The sequence below is a fragment of the Flavobacterium sp. KACC 22761 genome (assembly GCF_034058155.1).
GTDB lineage: Bacteria > Bacteroidota > Bacteroidia > Flavobacteriales > Flavobacteriaceae > Flavobacterium.
Genome location: NZ_CP139148.1, coordinates 1583731 through 1599658 on the forward strand (window position 1 = coordinate 1583731; position 15928 = coordinate 1599658).

General features: G+C 32.4%; 17 protein-coding genes. 9 read left to right on the forward strand and 8 right to left on the reverse strand.

Features of this window, described 5'->3' with window-relative positions; translation table 11 throughout:
• Positions 1-11: 11 nt before the first annotated feature.
• Positions 12-1148, forward strand: a complete 1137-nt coding sequence (locus SCB73_RS06915; protein ID WP_320569341.1) for an O-antigen ligase family protein — start codon at positions 12-14, stop codon at positions 1146-1148.
• Here SCB73_RS06915 and SCB73_RS06920 read toward each other — a convergent pair.
• Entirely contained in the window at positions 1117-2193 is a 1077-nt protein-coding gene (locus SCB73_RS06920; RefSeq protein ID WP_320569342.1) for a glycosyltransferase, read from the reverse strand. The two genes, SCB73_RS06915 and SCB73_RS06920, sit on opposite strands and share 32 nt — an antisense overlap.
• Before the next feature lie 185 nt (positions 2194-2378).
• Here SCB73_RS06920 and SCB73_RS06925 point away from each other — a divergent pair, with 185 nt between their 5' ends.
• Positions 2379-3362, forward strand: a complete 984-nt coding sequence (locus SCB73_RS06925) for a UDP-glucuronic acid decarboxylase family protein (protein ID WP_026727300.1) — start codon at positions 2379-2381, stop codon at positions 3360-3362.
• 72 nt (positions 3363-3434) lie between these two features.
• Complete coding sequence (locus SCB73_RS06930; RefSeq protein ID WP_320569343.1) at positions 3435-4202, forward strand: glycosyltransferase family 2 protein; 768 nt, start codon at positions 3435-3437, stop codon at positions 4200-4202.
• Positions 4203-4373: 171 nt separating this feature from the next.
• Here SCB73_RS06930 and SCB73_RS06935 read toward each other — a convergent pair whose 3' ends face one another.
• Both SCB73_RS06935 and SCB73_RS06940 read right to left on the reverse strand, forming a co-directional pair.
• Positions 4374-4895: an ORF6N domain-containing protein gene (locus SCB73_RS06935; protein ID WP_320569344.1), complete on the reverse strand. Its 522-nt coding sequence runs from the start codon at positions 4893-4895 to the stop codon at positions 4374-4376.
• Between the two features lie 42 nt (positions 4896-4937).
• Entirely contained in the window at positions 4938-6248 is a 1311-nt protein-coding gene (locus SCB73_RS06940; protein ID WP_320569345.1) for a phenylacetate--CoA ligase family protein, read from the reverse strand.
• A gap of 135 nt (positions 6249-6383) precedes the next feature.
• Here SCB73_RS06940 and purD point away from each other — a divergent pair, with 135 nt between their 5' ends.
• Complete coding sequence (gene purD / locus SCB73_RS06945) at positions 6384-7658, forward strand: phosphoribosylamine--glycine ligase (protein ID WP_320569346.1); 1275 nt, start codon at positions 6384-6386, stop codon at positions 7656-7658.
• Positions 7659-7700: 42 nt separating this feature from the next.
• On the opposite strand, the gene SCB73_RS06950 is transcribed toward purD, so the two are convergent.
• Positions 7701-7931 (reverse strand): DUF6341 family protein, encoded by a 231-nt coding sequence (locus tag SCB73_RS06950; RefSeq protein WP_041519835.1) that lies wholly within the window; start codon positions 7929-7931, stop codon positions 7701-7703.
• A 142-nt stretch (positions 7932-8073) separates the two neighbouring features.
• Here SCB73_RS06950 and SCB73_RS06955 point away from each other — a divergent pair, with 142 nt between their 5' ends.
• Positions 8074-9003: a DUF6427 family protein gene (locus SCB73_RS06955; RefSeq protein ID WP_320569347.1), complete on the forward strand. Its 930-nt coding sequence runs from the start codon at positions 8074-8076 to the stop codon at positions 9001-9003.
• Here SCB73_RS06955 and upp read toward each other — a convergent pair.
• Complete coding sequence (gene upp / locus SCB73_RS06960) at positions 8998-9651, reverse strand: uracil phosphoribosyltransferase (protein WP_320569348.1); 654 nt, start codon at positions 9649-9651, stop codon at positions 8998-9000. The genes SCB73_RS06955 and upp overlap by 6 nt on opposite strands.
• Before the next feature lie 112 nt (positions 9652-9763).
• On the opposite strand from upp, the gene SCB73_RS06965 reads away from it, so the two are divergent.
• Positions 9764-10369, forward strand: coding sequence for a DUF4254 domain-containing protein (locus tag SCB73_RS06965; protein ID WP_320569349.1), 606 nt, complete (start codon positions 9764-9766; stop codon positions 10367-10369).
• Between the two features lie 40 nt (positions 10370-10409).
• A complete protein-coding gene (locus SCB73_RS06970; RefSeq protein WP_320569351.1) occupies positions 10410-11420 on the forward strand; it encodes a glycosyltransferase family 9 protein in 1011 nt (336 codons plus the stop codon).
• 45 nt (positions 11421-11465) lie between these two features.
• On the opposite strand, the gene SCB73_RS06975 is transcribed toward SCB73_RS06970, so the two are convergent.
• From SCB73_RS06975 to SCB73_RS06985, 3 genes are all read right to left on the reverse strand, one after another.
• Positions 11466-11900, reverse strand: a complete 435-nt coding sequence (locus SCB73_RS06975) for a hypothetical protein (RefSeq protein WP_320569352.1) — start codon at positions 11898-11900, stop codon at positions 11466-11468.
• A gap of 147 nt (positions 11901-12047) precedes the next feature.
• Positions 12048-12356 (reverse strand): hypothetical protein, encoded by a 309-nt coding sequence (locus SCB73_RS06980; RefSeq protein WP_320569353.1) that lies wholly within the window; start codon positions 12354-12356, stop codon positions 12048-12050.
• A gap of 161 nt (positions 12357-12517) precedes the next feature.
• Positions 12518-13570 carry a ferredoxin--NADP reductase gene (locus tag SCB73_RS06985; protein WP_320569354.1) on the reverse strand — a complete coding sequence of 351 codons (1053 nt, stop codon included), beginning with the start codon at positions 13568-13570 and terminating at the stop codon, positions 12518-12520.
• 125 nt (positions 13571-13695) lie between these two features.
• Here SCB73_RS06985 and SCB73_RS06990 point away from each other — a divergent pair, with 125 nt between their 5' ends.
• Both SCB73_RS06990 and SCB73_RS06995 read left to right on the forward strand, forming a co-directional pair.
• Positions 13696-15156: a DUF5687 family protein gene (locus tag SCB73_RS06990; RefSeq protein WP_320569355.1), complete on the forward strand. Its 1461-nt coding sequence runs from the start codon at positions 13696-13698 to the stop codon at positions 15154-15156.
• Between the two features lie 69 nt (positions 15157-15225).
• Positions 15226-15921, forward strand: a complete 696-nt coding sequence (locus SCB73_RS06995; RefSeq protein ID WP_320569356.1) for an ABC transporter ATP-binding protein — start codon at positions 15226-15228, stop codon at positions 15919-15921.
• Positions 15922-15928 lie beyond the last annotated feature (7 nt).

Below are 15928 nucleotides of genomic sequence, written 5' to 3' on the forward strand. Positions count from 1 at the left end.
AATTCATTTTGATGGCTTGTATTGCCTCGCCGGTTTTGCTGGAATTGCTTCTTTTTTGGAAGAACGATTCATTCTCATTAGGATTAAAGGCGATTGAAAAAAGAACCTCATTGCTGGTTTTTCCATTATTTATTATTGGAAATTACCAACGAGTAGATTTCTTTAAAATAATTCGGACTTATGTAATTGCGACAACTGTGATTATGTTTTTTTTCTTGATTCGATTTGTAGTTCTTTTTCCTGATTTGGTAGAAAAATATCTCAACAAAATTGATTTATGGGAAATGGGTTATCAGTTTGCTGATAGCATTGGCATTCATGCACCGGCATTGAATATGCATTTGGCTTTTGTGTCGGTTTGCGCGTTGTATTTTGTATTTAATGATTTAAAAAACCAACAAAAAGCAGGATTTAAAATTTTAAGTATTTTGATTTTCCTGTTGTCTTTTTTCTTTGTGCTTTTGGTAAATACCAGAATGGCACTACTGAATGCCTTAATCGGATTTTTGATTGTTTTCTTTTACGAAATTAGAACCAAAATTAATCCGAAGAAGATTCTTCTGACGAGCTTTGCGGTTGTTGTTTTATTGGGAGGAATTCTGCTTTTATTCATCCAAAAGAATCCGTATATGAAAGAAAAATATTCGACAGTAACTTTTGCTTATATGGATAAAGTAGGAAAACTGGACGAAATCGATCATCCCGAAATAAAGGTTTTTAATTCGCTGGTTACGAGAGTTTCGATCTGGAAATCGGCTTGGGAATTATCGTTAAAAAACCTTCCTTTTGGAGTTGGAGCGGCAGATGGAAAACCCGAATTATTCAAATATTATAGAGATACAAATCAGCATTTTTTGGCCAAATATGAATTTCCAGTTCACAATCAATTTTTAGATTTTTTACTGAAGTTCGGAATTCTTGGACCTCTCGTTGTTTTGCTTTACATTTTTACGATTGGTTATTTTGGATATGATTTAAAAAACGAGATGATTTTATCGTTTTTCTTGATTTTCTTCACCTCAAATTTAGTCGATGATTTCCTGCTTAGTTTTGACGGAATTGCCTTTAGTGGCATTTGGTCTTCTATTTTTGCCAGTTATTGGCTTCAGCAGAAATTTACTCTTGATAAAGCGCCAAAAGTTGTTTAAAATTTTGGTTTTTGTCGAATAATTCACGACATCTTGCCAAAGCGTTTTCACCAAATTTTGCTCTAGTTTCGGCATCTTTTAAAATTTCAAAGAAACCATCTAATTCGGCTATTTCAGTAAAAAGAAATCCTGTTTTTTCATGCAGCACAGCATCTTTATTTCCAATGATATTAGTCGCAATAACCGGTTTTTGTAGCGCCATCGCTTCTAGAACGGCAATTGGCAAACCTTCCCAAAGCGAAACTTGCATGTAAATATCAATATTATTAAGTTCTTTTAAAACCGTTTTTCGATCTAAAATCCAGCCTGTAATTCTAATATTTGGAGATGTAATTAAATGTCTCAATTCGCCGTCGCCAATCCAAACAAAATTAAAATCTGGAAACTTTAAAGCAATTTGATTAAACATTTCAGGATTTCTGGCAGCTGTAATTCTGGCCATAATTCCAATAGTCAGTTTTTCATTTTGATGAGGTGCAAAATGCTCCTGAACATTTGCAATATCAATTCCGTTTCGGACTAATTTTGCCGGCCCTAATTTTTGAGCAATTTTTTGTTCTGTATCTCCACAGGCTACAATTGTGCCACCAAAAAAGCGCTGAAAATTTTTTTCAATTGTCCAGTAAATGGTTCTTAATGTGCCTGAAATGTCAGTTCTTAAAAACGAATATCCGTGAGGCGTATAAAAAAGTTTTTTCTTTTTAAATAAGAAAAAATAAGCGACTCTGCCCAAAACTCCCGCTTTTGAAGAATGAAGGTGAATAATATCTGGGTTTAATTTTTTAAGTTCTTTTGCTAATTGATAAGCCGATTTTAAATCTTGTAATGGCGATAACTCCCGAACCATATTGACTTGGATCAGTTTAACGCCATCTGAAAATTCAGATTTAATTTTTTGTGCATCTATTTCTTTTCGATTACCGCTATAAATAATAGTGGTTTCTATGTTTTTGTTTATTTCATCATCTCCAAAGAAAGTCGATAAATCTCTAAAATAGGTATAAACGCCGCCACCGAGCGCCTCAATTATATGTACAACTTTCAAAATCGTGGATTTATTTGTGGGGTAAAAATAGATAAATGAGTTTAATAATTATCGGAAATCACTAAACTTCTTTTAAGATATGGTTTAAACTGCCATTTGAAAGGAAAGATATTTTATTACATTTGTGCGTCTATACTTGAGTTTTGCGGTAGAATAAAACTCAGAAATGTTCAATAAAATCAACTATGAAAAGAATACTTATTACCGGAGCAGCAGGATTTTTAGGATCGCATCTATGCGACCGATTCATTAAAGAAGGCTATTTTGTTATTGGAATGGATAACCTGATTACCGGAGATCTTAAAAATATTGAACATTTATTTAAGTTAGAAAATTTCGAATTTTATCATCACGATATTACCAAGTTTGTCCATGTTCCGGGCGATTTAGATTATATTTTACATTTTGCTTCGCCGGCAAGTCCTATTGATTATTTAAAAATCCCGATTCAAACTTTAAAAGTGGGATCTTTAGGAACGCATAATTTGTTAGGTCTAGCGCGAGTTAAAAAAGCCAGAATTTTGATCGCATCGACTTCAGAAGTTTATGGAGATCCATTGGTGCATCCGCAGACTGAAGAATATTATGGAAACGTGAACACAATTGGTCCGAGAGGCGTTTATGACGAAGCAAAACGTTTTCAGGAATCTATCACCATGGCATATCATACTTTTCACGGTGTAGAAACCAGAATCGTTCGTATTTTTAATACTTATGGACCAAGAATGCGACTAAACGACGGACGCGTAATTCCGGCTTTTATTGGTCAAGCTTTGCGTGGAGAAGATTTAACGATTTTTGGCGACGGAATGCAAACGCGTTCTTTCTGTTATGTAGATGATCAGGTCGAAGGTATTTTCAGATTATTGCATTCTGATTATGTATATCCAGTAAATATTGGAAATCCTGACGAAATCACAATCAAAGATTTTGCCGAGGAAATTATAAAACTAACGGGAACAAACCAGAAAGTGGTTTATCATCCACTACCAATAAACGATCCTTTGCAGCGTCAGCCAGATACTACAAAAGCAAAAGAATTGTTAGGTTGGGAAGCAAAAGTAAGCCGTGCCGAAGGAATGAAAATTACTTACGAGTATTTTAAATCGTTATCTCCGGAAGAATTGGCAAAAGAAGAACATAAAGACTTTTCAAGCTATATAAAATAATACTTCACACAGCTCGAATTTTTAATTGAATTCGAGCTGTTTCTTAATTCAATCCAAAAACAAGCAGCATCAATGAACGAATTAGTTTCTATTATTGTACCGACATATAATACTGAAAAGTTCATTAGACAAACAATTGAATCAGTTCAAAATCAAACCTATACAAACTGGGAAATGATTTTGGTTGATGATGCTTCAACAGATCAGACAATTGCAATAATTGAAGAATTTGCTCAAAAAGATTCCAGAATAAAACTATTCAAACTAGAAAAAAATTCAGGAAATGGTTTTGCTAGGAATGTGGCTTTGGAAAAAGCTTCCGGAAAATATATCGCTTATCTGGATTCTGATGATTTATGGCGCTCAGATAAATTAGAAAAACAGCTTCAGTTTTTAAAAGAGAAAAATGCTCCGTTTACTTTTAGCTTTTACGATTCTATTGATGAAGAAGGAAATAATTTAAACCGTAGAGTCGAAAATCCACAGCCATTAACTTATAAACAGTTGTTTTTCTGTAATTATGTCGGGAATCTTACGGCAATTTACGACGTAGAATACTTTGGGAAAATCATTTTAGAAACTTCACAAAAACGTCAGGATTGGAGAATTTGGTTAACAATTTTAAAACAAATAAGAACTGCAGAAGCCATTCCAGAACCGTTGGCGTTTTACAGAATTAGAAAAGATTCTATTTCATCTTCAAAATTCAAATTGATCAAACACAACTTTGGTGTTTATAGAGAATTCCATGGATATAATCTGGTTTTTTCTGTTTTGTTGATGATGAGGTTTTTGTTTACTCAATTGATAATCAAACCAAAATATATAAAGAAGATTTAAAATACAACTTGATGTCGAAAATTGCGACTTCAAGTTTCAAGGTCACAAATTGCAACCTTGAAGAATTTCATTTAGTATTGGAGGTCGCAATTTGCGACCTCCAAATTTTTTTATGTCATGTAATAAAATTTAAAATTCAAACTGGAGGTCACAATTTGTGACCTTAAAGAATTATTTTTTATAACCAATCTTCACTCTTTCAGATTCATTTTCTTTCTTTTCAGTTAATTCATCTAAATAAGAAAATACCAATTCAATATTTTTATCATGATTTTCTAACTTCTTCTGAATCTGAAGAATATCAACTTTAATTTCTGTTGTATCCAAGAGCATTTGTCTCACTTTCGTGAAAATCCTCATAATTTGAATATTAGTTTGAATTGCTCTGTCGCTTTTTAGAACGCTTGATAACATTAAAATACCATGTTCCGTAAAAGCTGAAGGTAGTTTTCTAGTTCCTCCCCAACTTGATGTCACAATTTGTGATTTCAAGTTATTAAATTCACTTTGTGACAATTCAAACATGAAATCTATTGGAAATCTTGATACATTTCTTTTTACGGCTTGATTCAGAACTCGGGTTTCTACTTCATAAAGAGAAGCCAGATCACTATCCAACATCACCTTTTGACCACGTATAAAATATATTTTATTAGAAATTGTTTCTTCAAAAAGTAAAGATTGATCTTCCATAAGTTTTTAATTAGAAAAACAAATGTAAGATTTTATTTATATTTATAAATACGATTTAAACTGTTTTAGTTTCCCGCGATTGGTTCTTTCTAAAACTGTTTTTCGATTAAAAGTGAAGTTTAAATTCGGTTCTAAATACAAATCAATAGCTTCTTTTATTTTTTGAATTTGTTCTGAAACTAGTTCTTTTTCAGAAATATAATCGATTTCGAAAGTATCTATTTTGGTTTGTTTGATGATAAATTCTTTTACGTTTCCATCGTCTTCAATAATGCTTTTGGTTACATAATAGAACGTCAAACCTGGCGATTTTTTTCCGCTTGGCAGAATTGCAACATCGTTGGTTCTTCCAATTAATTTTTTAAGAATTGGTTTTTGTGGAGTGCTTTTTTCGTCTAAGATACCGATGTCGCCAATTTCATATCTGATAAAAGGATTTGCTTTGTTGAATAACGAAGTAATTACAATTTTTCCTTCTGTTCCATGTGGAACAGGATTATTGTTTTCATCTAAAATTTCGACAAACAGCGTTTCGGTATTTACCTGCCATTCGCCTTGTGGATTTTCAAAAGCAATCAAATCCAATTCAGAAGCGCCGTATTCGCTAATAATCGGAAGACCGAATTGTTTTTCCAACAATTTTTTATCCGTTTCAAAAAGCATTTCAGAAGTAACAAAACAGGCTTTTAAAGTTGGGCAAATTTCTTTTAAAATGATATTTTTCTGTTCTAAAAATTTAGCAAAAAGGACAATTGAACTTGTATAACCGTTGATGTAATCGAATTTTTTAGTTTTGAATTTTTTCAGAAATCTTTCAAGAACTTCATCTGATAAATCAAAAACAGGAAAACGAAAACGATGTGTCAAAAAATCTTTGAGACGTTCTTTTTGATATCCAATAAAATCCATCGGAATGCCATAAAAACGCGCTTGATACGAATGATTAAAATCAATTCCGAACCAGCCAAAACGCATAATATTGGAAGCCCAAGTTAAAGCGTGGGAATATTTGTCTTTTGCAAAAACAAAAGGAGTTCCGCTTGATCCGGAGGTTTTGTTGAGGTAAATATTTTTTTTAGAATAACCTTTTGAAAGTCTTTCTTCCAACGGTTTTTGTAAATTCTGTTTGTTTAAAATCGGAAGATTTTCCCAATTTTCGACATCAGAATTTCCAACTAATTCTTTGTAAAAAGAGTTGTTTTTGAGATGAAAACCGACAATCTCTTTCTTTTTGCTTTTAAGAAATGAAGCATATTCATCTTCTGAAAAATGAACAATTTTATCCAATTCAGCTTTAGCTTCCTTTATTGGAAAACCATTTAGCTTTAGCGAAAGATCAAAAAGACGAATCATTTTTCGGAATAATTTTCGTCAAAAATAAGGTTTACGAATTACTAACAGAGCAGAACCAACAATTTTTTGAAGATTTAATTATTTTTTACGTGCAAAAGCAAGTATTTTTGCACCACAACTAAATACAACAACACCATGACAATTTTATTATTGGGATCAGGCGGAAGAGAGCATGCTTTTGCATGGAAAATGACACAGAGTCCGCTTTGCGAAAAACTTTTTGTAGTACCTGGAAATGCAGGAACTGCTGCAATCGCTGAAAACGTTGCAATCGCTGCAACTGATTTTGAAGCTGTAAAAGCATTAGTACTTAAAGAAAATATAAGTTTAGTAGTCGTAGGACCTGAAGATCCATTGGTAAAGGGTATTTACGATTATTTTAAAAACGACGAAAGTTTGAAAAATATTCCAGTTATCGGTCCATCAAAATTGGGTGCACAATTGGAAGGAAGTAAAGAATTTGCAAAAGAATTCTTGATGAAACACAACATTCCAACTGCAGCTTATGATAGTTTTACGGCTGAAACAGTTGAAGAAGGATGTAAATTTCTTGAAACATTACAACCACCATACGTTTTAAAAGCAGACGGTTTAGCGGCTGGAAAAGGTGTTTTGATTATTCAGGATCTTGAAGAAGCAAAAACAGAATTACGCAACATGTTGGTTCATGCAAAATTTGGAACAGCAAGCGCGAAGGTTGTAATCGAAGAATTTTTGGACGGAATCGAATTAAGCTGTTTCGTTTTGACTGATGGAAAAAGCTATAAAATTCTTCCAACAGCAAAAGATTACAAACGTATTGGAGAAGGCGATACAGGTTTAAACACAGGTGGAATGGGAGCTGTTTCTCCGGTTCCTTATGTAGATGCTGTTTTGATGGAAAAAATAGAAACTCGTATCGTAAAACCAACAATCGAAGGTTTCCAAAAAGACGGAATCGAATATAAAGGATTTGTGTTCATTGGATTAATCAATGTAAAAGGTGAACCAATTGTTATTGAATATAACGTAAGAATGGGAGATCCTGAAACTGAAGTTGTGGTTCCGAGATTAAAATCAGATTTAGTTGAGTTATTCTTATCTGTTGCAGATCAGAAATTAGGAGACTTTAATTTAGAAGTTGATCCAAGAAGCGCAACAACTGTTATGGTTGTTTCGGGCGGATATCCTGAAGATTTCGAAAAAGGTAAAGTAATTTCTGGATTAGAAAATATTTCAGATTCTATAGTTTTTCACGCAGGTACAAAATTAGATGGCGAAAATGTCGTTACTAATGGAGGACGTGTAATTGCAATAACATCTTATGGAGATAATTTCCAAGAGGCCATAAAAAAATCTTACCAAAACATAGATAAACTAAGCTTTGATAAGATGTATTTTAGAAAAGATATCGGTTTCGATTTAATCTAAAAATAAATTCACCAGCCCTTTTTAATTAAAGGGTTTGGTTTTTTATTTTAAAAATGAATGAGCCGTTGTATCTTGGTTTTCTGTTCCGGCGTCATCAAAAATGCGTAATTGTTTAATCCAATAAACGATTGCACATGCGCAGATGATCATGAAAATCCAGTTAATAGTGTTTGCACCAAACCACGTGATCAATTCTAAATGACGTAAAAAGTCAAGTGGAGCAAACAAAATGTTAACGAATAAGTATTGAATTCCTTCGAAAAAAGCTGTCATAATTTTTTAAAATTATATGTTATTTATTGTTGTGTAATGCTTTGAAGACAAAATTCGATTAATCGAATCTTTTTTCAACTTGTTCGTTTTTTCATTTTAAACAAGTATTATCTTTACAATCACAAAAGTATAAAATATCCTTATGATAACAAGTGTTTTTAAAAAATCTACGCCATTAAATTATTCTTTGGTTGTAATTTTAATACTGGTTTTCTTTTTTCTGTTCCAAATTCAAGATCCATCTTGGATAACGGCACCTTTTTTAGCATTTCAAAAAGTGAGTTTGTTGTGCTTTATTTTGGCTTCTTTTTTCGTGGTTAATTTCATTGTAAAAAAGAACGGGCTCAGTAAAGACAACGGATATTCGATATTTTTCTATTTATTGTTCATCTTGTTTTTCCCAACGATATTTAACGATTCGAATGTAATTTATGCCAATTTCTTTTTGTTGCTAGCACTTCGAAGATTAATTTCGTTGCAATCCTTAAAAGCTTCAAAAGAAAAAATATTTGATGCTTCTTTTTGGATTTTAATAGCATCGTTGTTTCAATTTTGGTGTATCCTGTTCTTGATTTTAGTTTTTATATCAATTATTTTTCACGTTTCGCGCGATTATCGTAACTGGGTTTTGCCATTTGTAGCGTTTTTAGCAGTTGCATTAATCTTTTTGTTGGTATCACTTTTATTCCATTTTGATGCCATTGCATTTTTTGAAAAAAGAGCCGTAATCGATTTGAATATCGATTATTTCAAAAACAATTATGAAAACGGAGCACTTTCAATTTATGTTGCGGTTGCGCTTTTCTTTGTAGTTTCGATGTTGTCAACCTTATCAAACAGACCACAAATTGTACATTCTTCGTATAAAAAAGTAGTAGCTTGTTTTTTCATTGCTGCTTTCGTTTTTATTCTTTCACCAAATAAAAGCAACGATTTATTGTTGTTCAGCATCACTCCTTTAACCATTATGGCATCAAGTCATGTGGAATATATGCAGCAAAAACTGAACAACGAAATTGTATTTTACGTGCTGATTTGCTGCAGTTTGTTTACTTTTTTCTCTCAATTATAATTTGCTTCCGTAAGCTAGATCGCCGGCATCGCCAAGTCCAGGAACAATATAGTTTTTCTGATTAAGTTTTTCATCAAGAGAAGCAACCCATAAATGGCAATTGTCAGGCAGATTTTTTTCTAAATGAGCAATTCCTTCGGGAGCTGCAATAACTACCACAATATGAAATGCTGTTGGACTAGCATTTTCCATTAGTTTTTTATGAACTGCTACAATCGATTGACCCGTTGCCAACATTGGATCAAGCAATAAAACTGTTTTATTATTCAAGTTTGAAATTGCTTGATATTCAACTAAAATCTCAAATTCATCGTCATTATTTGGATGAAATCTGCAGGCCGAAACGAAGCTGTTTTCGGCATGATCAAAATAGTTTAAAAAGCCATTATGAAGCGGTAATCCAGCTCTTAAAATTGGACACAAAACTAAATCAGTTTCAATCTCGGTCGTCTTTTTAATCCCGAGTGGCGTCTGGATATCGACATTTTTGTACGGCAAAGTTTTGCTTAGTTCATAAGCCATAATTTCGCCAATTCGTTCTATATTTCTTCTAAAACGCATGCTGTCGTTCTGAACATTTACATTTCTTATTTGGCCTAAAAAATGATTCAAAACGCTATTGTTTTCAGATATATAATGAATTTTCATATCTAAATTTTAAAATTATTTGATTGTTTTTAACGTAAAAATGAAAAAACAATGGTTTTTTTCACACTATAAAAGTATAAAAAGTATCTTTGTGTCTCTAATAATTAAAGACATGTTTTCAAAATTAGCATATTCGGTATTCGAACAAAGCATTAAAGATTATCATCAATTTGATAATGTTGATCAACCAATAAACAATCCTTACCCAAAGGATAAGTTTGAGCATTTATTATACTTGAAAAATTGGATTGACACGGTTCAATGGCATTTTGAGGATATCATTCGTGATCCGCAAATTGATCCTGTGGCAGCGTTGACTCTGAAAAGAAAAATTGATGCTTCAAATCAGGAAAGAACTGATATGGTGGAGTATATTGACAGCTACTTTTTGCAAAAATACAGTCATATAAAGGCAAAAGACGGAGCAAAAATCAACTCTGAAAGTCCAGCTTGGGCATTTGACAGATTGTCGATTTTGGCTCTAAAAATTTACCACATGCACGAAGAAGCTACTCGCGCAGAAGCTTCACAAGAACACAGAGATAAATGTCAGGAAAAATTAAACGTGCTATTAGAGCAAAGAACTGATTTATCTACAGCAATTGAAGAATTATTGACAGATATCGAAAATGGAGACAAATTCATGAAAGTGTACAAACAAATGAAAATGTACAATGATGATGAATTGAACCCAGTTTTGTATCAAAATAAAAAATAATTTGGCCGACTTGTCTACCAAAATTAAACACATAGCCGTCATGAGACTATCCGCAATGGGAGATGTCGCCATGACGGTTCCTGTTTTACGCGCTTTTGTAAAACAATATCCAACCGTAAAGCTGACCGTTATTTCGCGTCCTTTTTTCAAACCTTTTTTTGATGGAATTCCGAATTTGGAATTTTTTGCTTTTGACGAAAAAGAAAGACACAAAGGTTTTCTGGGACTTTTGAGATTATTTAAAGATGTAAAAAAATTGAAGATCGATGCTTTTGCAGATCTTCACAATGTTTTGCGATCTAAAATAGTGAGTTTGCTTTTCGCTTTAAGCGGAAAAAAAAGAGCAACTGTTGATAAAGGCCGAGAAGGAAAAAAAGAATTGACAAGAGCCGACAACAAGATTTTCAAACAATTGCCAACGATGTTCGTAAGACACGCAAAAGTTTTTGAAGAGCTTGGTTTTCCGGTAGATTTAAACAATCCAGAGTTTCCTAAAAAAGCCATTTTAAGCGCAGAAATTACGGATTTAATCGGAGAGAATTATCAAAATTTAATTGGGATTGCGCCTTTTGCACAATATGATTCTAAGGTTTATCCTTTGGATTTAATGAAAGAAATAATTTCAAAATTGGCTGAAAATAAAGATCAGACCATTTTGCTTTTTGGAGGCGGAAAAAAAGAAATTGAAATTTTAGGTTCACTTTCGGAGCCTTTTAAAAATGTAATAAACGTAGCCGGAAAAATTAAGTTTCAACAGGAATTAAAATTGATTAGTAATCTGGACGTTATGCTTTCTATGGATTCTGGAAACGCACATATTGCGGCAATGCTTGGCGTGAAAGTCGTTACGCTTTGGGGCGCAACGCATCCTTATGCCGGGTTTTTACCTTTTAATCAGAGTTTAGAAAACGCTTTAACTTCAGACAGAAATCAATATCCAAAATTGCCGACTTCTGTTTATGGAAATAAAATTGTTGAAGGTTATGAAGATGCAATGAGAACAATTTTACCAGAACAGATTCTTGACAAAATTTTAGAACAGCTTTCGTAAATAATAAAAAAAAACTTCTCAATCTGAGAAGTTTTTTTTTTATCGTTAAGCAACATTGCTTCTTAAATCATATTTTTTGTTAGAATCAAGTATAGAATATCCGATTGTTTTTTTTCTTTTTTTGTTTACAATTATCGTAACAAAATTATTTTTGTCTTCGGTAGACAATAGAATATGTTCGAACTTATTTGTTGAATCCCTGTAAATTTTATAAATCAAGTCGTGATCTTTAATTTTTGTAGATAAAATTTTAGCAGATTTTAGTTTACTTACATAAGGCCAAATATTAAAAATATTTGAATCGGTGCCTTTTACTTCTATCATTTTTTCGGTCATAGTCGAATTGTATTTTTCTTTTTCGAGCAATTTAGGACCTTTTTTGTTTCTCATTTTCATAATAACTGCCAGAACGCATAGCGAAGCAGTTACAACCAGCATAATAAATAGATATAGATGAAAGTGTTGTACGTGAGCTGTCATGATATTTAAAGTTTTAAATGTTTTGACAAATTAGATTTAGCTCTACAAATTCTCAAACAATGAGATTGCGATTACTGTAATTTCACCTCTAATATAATAAAAATTCAGCAATATTTTGCTAAAAAACTGCTTTTTTTATAATTTAACTTATAGCCAAATCTTCTCTTCTTTGCATCTGTTATAAATGTAATTTTTGAGATTGGAAATAGTTGCTTGGTAATCTGGTGCTTCATATCCATATCGTTCATGTTCCATTTGTTCTTTCTCAATAGCATTGCAACCTTTTATTACTTCTTTAAGCATATCGAGCATTGCAAGTTCTTTATTTTCGGTTTTCTGAAATTTGAATTCTACAATCTCGTCTTGCAATTCTTCGCAATAATCAATAAGTTTATTGACTTCCGGCTCATCCAGAAGATATTCTTTATTTCTAAAAATTTCTAGTACAGATTTCATAAACAATTAATTTTCAATTTTTTAAATTCCAAATTCCAAATTACATCTTTGTCAAAGGTTTAAACTTTGACAAAGAGTAGAAACGCAATTAAACAAAAAAAATTCCAAATCCCAATTGAAAGATTGGAATTTGGAATTTTTGATATTAGAATTTAATAAGACTAGACGTCGTCGTAATCAACATAAATAGTTTCTGAGGTTGGATGCGCTTGGCAAGTCAAAATCAAGCCTTCGGCAATTTCTCCATCTGTCAAAATTGAATTTTTTGTCATTTCTGCACTTCCTGATGTCACACGACCCAAACAACTGCTGCAAATACCACCTTGGCAAGAATATGGAGCGTCAACACCTTGTTTTAGTGCTGCATCAAGAATGGTTTGTTTTTTAGACATTTCAAAAGTAACTTCTTCATCATCAACTAAAACCGTAATTTTTGTATGTCCATCTTGAGAACCTTGAATTTCGTGTTCTTGAGCAGAAGACGTAAAAAGCTCAAATTTAATCGCTGATTCTTTTACATTCTTTTCTTTTAAAATACCTGAAACTGTATTGATCATTTCTTCTGGTCCGCACAAGAAAAACTTGTCGAATTGAAGTTCTTTATGTTTGTTGTTCAACACAAAATTCACTGCCGATTTATCAATTCTTCCAAATAAAGCATTTTCAGCTTTAGCTTGACTATATACATAATGCACGAAGAAACGGCCAACATATTGTAATTGCAGGTCGTGTAGTTCTTGATGAAAGATAGTTTGTTCAGGAGTTTTATTTCCGTAAACCAATACAAATGAACTTTTTGGCTCGCTTTTTAAAACCGATTTGATGATAGAAATTACTGGCGTAATCCCACTTCCAGCAGCAAATGCTACATAGTTTTTTTGTCTGTCAGCTTCTGGTTCAAGCGTAAATTTTCCTTCTGGATGACCTACTTCTAGAACATCACCAGCTTTTAAAGTTGTATTGGCAAACTGAGAAAAAAGACCATTTTTTACCGCTTTTACAGCAATTCGCAATTCACCGCTTTCTGGCGCTGAGCAAATCGAATAAGCACGTCTTATTTCTTGATTATCAAGTGTTAATTTTAAATTTATGTATTGCCCAGCTGTAAATTTATAGTCTGGCTTTAGTTCTTCAGGAACATTAAAAAGTACTGAAACTGCATCTGCTGTCTCGCGTTTTACCTCTTTAATTATAAGTTTTAAGAATGAAGGCATGGTTATTTTTTTCTGCAAAAGTAGCAAGAACTAAGTAATTGACACTTACTAAAATATTTTTTTTAACTTTTTTTGTAACGTTTTCCTACATTTGGTCTCTTACTGAAAAACTAAAACAAATAACCATGATTAAAAAGTTTATTTACCTTGAATGGAAAGCCTTTGTCAGATCAGCCTCATTTGGAGCAAATTTGGCCATGAAAATTCTAATTGGTTTTTTGATGGTGTACTTTTCAGTACTTTTTGTTGCAATGGGAGTAGGAGCATTTTATGTGCTAAAAAAAATGAACCTCGAGCCTTTAATCACCATCAACAAATTCTTGATTTATTATTTTCTGTTTGATCTTATAATTCGTTTGTTGATGCAAGCAATTCCGGTTCTTAATATTAAACCGTTATTGGTTTTGCCTTTCAAAAAGCCAATAATTGTTCATTTTTCTTTAGGAAAAACAGCATTGTCGTTTTTTAACTGGGTTCATGCGCTATTTTTTGTGCCGTTTTCAGTTGTTTTGGTTATTGAAGGATATGATATTGTCGGAATCCTATTTTGGCTTTTGGCTATTTTTTCTTTAATCTATATCAATAATTTTCTAAATATTATTTTAAGCAATATCGATAAATTATTTGTTGTTTTTGTCGGATTGGCTTTAGCTTTGGGGGCTGCACAATATTACAAGATTTTTGATATTACAGTTTTCACAACGCCTTTTTTTCAAGGGCTTTACATATCAAAAGTATTGTTTCTAATTCCGGTTTTATTCTTGATCGGATTGTATGCTTTTACATTCAAGTATTTCAAAAACAATTTATATCTGGACGCAGGACTTTCTAAAAAAGAAGACATTGCGACTACCGAAAATTATTCTTGGTTGAATCAATTTGGAACTTTGGGAACGTTTCTTAAAAACGACATCAAATTGATCAAAAGAAACAAAAGATCAAAAACGACAATTATAATGAGTTTCTTCTTTCTGTTTTACGGATTGATCTTTTTTGGAAATACGCATCAGCCGGCGGTCATGTATATTTTTGCGGGAATATTTGTTTCAGGCGGATTTTTATTTGTCTTTGGTCAATTTGTACCAAGCTGGGACAGTTCGTATTACCAATTAATGATGACACAAAATATTCCTTATCGTGGATATATTACCTCAAAATGGTGGCTTATTGTTATTGCCACTTTTGTTTCGACAATTTTGGCTTCGTTTTATCTTTTTTACGGTTGGCAAGTGTATTTGACTATTGTGGTTGGCGCCATTTATAATATTGGAGTAAATTCTCATTTGGTTCTTTTGGGTGGAGCATTTACAAAAACGCCAATCGATTTGAGCAATGCAGGCGGTGCTTTTGGAGATAAAAAAGCATTTAATGTAAACGCGATGTTGTTGACTTTGCCAAAATTATTATTGCCTTTAGGACTTTACGGAATCGGACTTTATTTGGGTGATAAAACGCTTGGCTTAATGCTGGTTGCAGGAGCTGGAATTTTGGGATTCGTATTTAAAAACAAAGTTTTTTCAATCATTGAAAAAAGATACAAAGTAGAAAAGTACAGTACAATTAGCGCTTACAAACAAAAGAATTAATTAGATAATTTGAAAATGAGTCAATTTGAAAACTAATCTAAAATCAACAATCTAAAATCTAATATTACCATGATACAAGTAAATCAGCTTTCAAAAAAATATAACGGTACAACAGTTTTAAACATCGAAAATCTTGAAATTCCAAAAGGACAAAGCTTTGGACTTGTTGGAAACAACGGCGCCGGAAAAACAACTTTTTTCAGTCTGCTTTTAGATCTTATTCATCCTTCGACTGGAAATATAAAAACAAATGATATCCAAGTAAATACAAGCGAAAAATGGAAATCGTTTACAGGATCTTTTTTAGACGAAAGTTTCCTAATTGGTTATTTGACACCTGAAGAATATTTTTATTTCATTGGAGATTTGCGCCATCAGAATAAGGCTGATATTGATGCGCTTTTAGCAAAACATGAAGAATTTTTTAATGGCGAAATTTTAAATAATAAAAAATATCTTCGTGATTTATCAAAAGGAAACCAGAAAAAAGTAGGTATAATTGCCACGCTTATTGGAAATCCTGAAGTGATTATTTTAGATGAGCCTTTTGCAAATTTAGATCCTACTACCGTAAGCCGTTTGAAAAAAATAATCAAAGAATTGGCTGATGATCCAAATGTGACTGTTTTGGTTTCAAGTCATGATTTGCAACACACAGTTGAGGTTTGTGACCGAATTGTTGCGCTTAATAAAGGTGAAATTGTAAAAGATATTCAAACCTCAAAAGAAACCTTACAAGAACTAGAATCGTTTTTTGCAGTTTAAGTTTCTA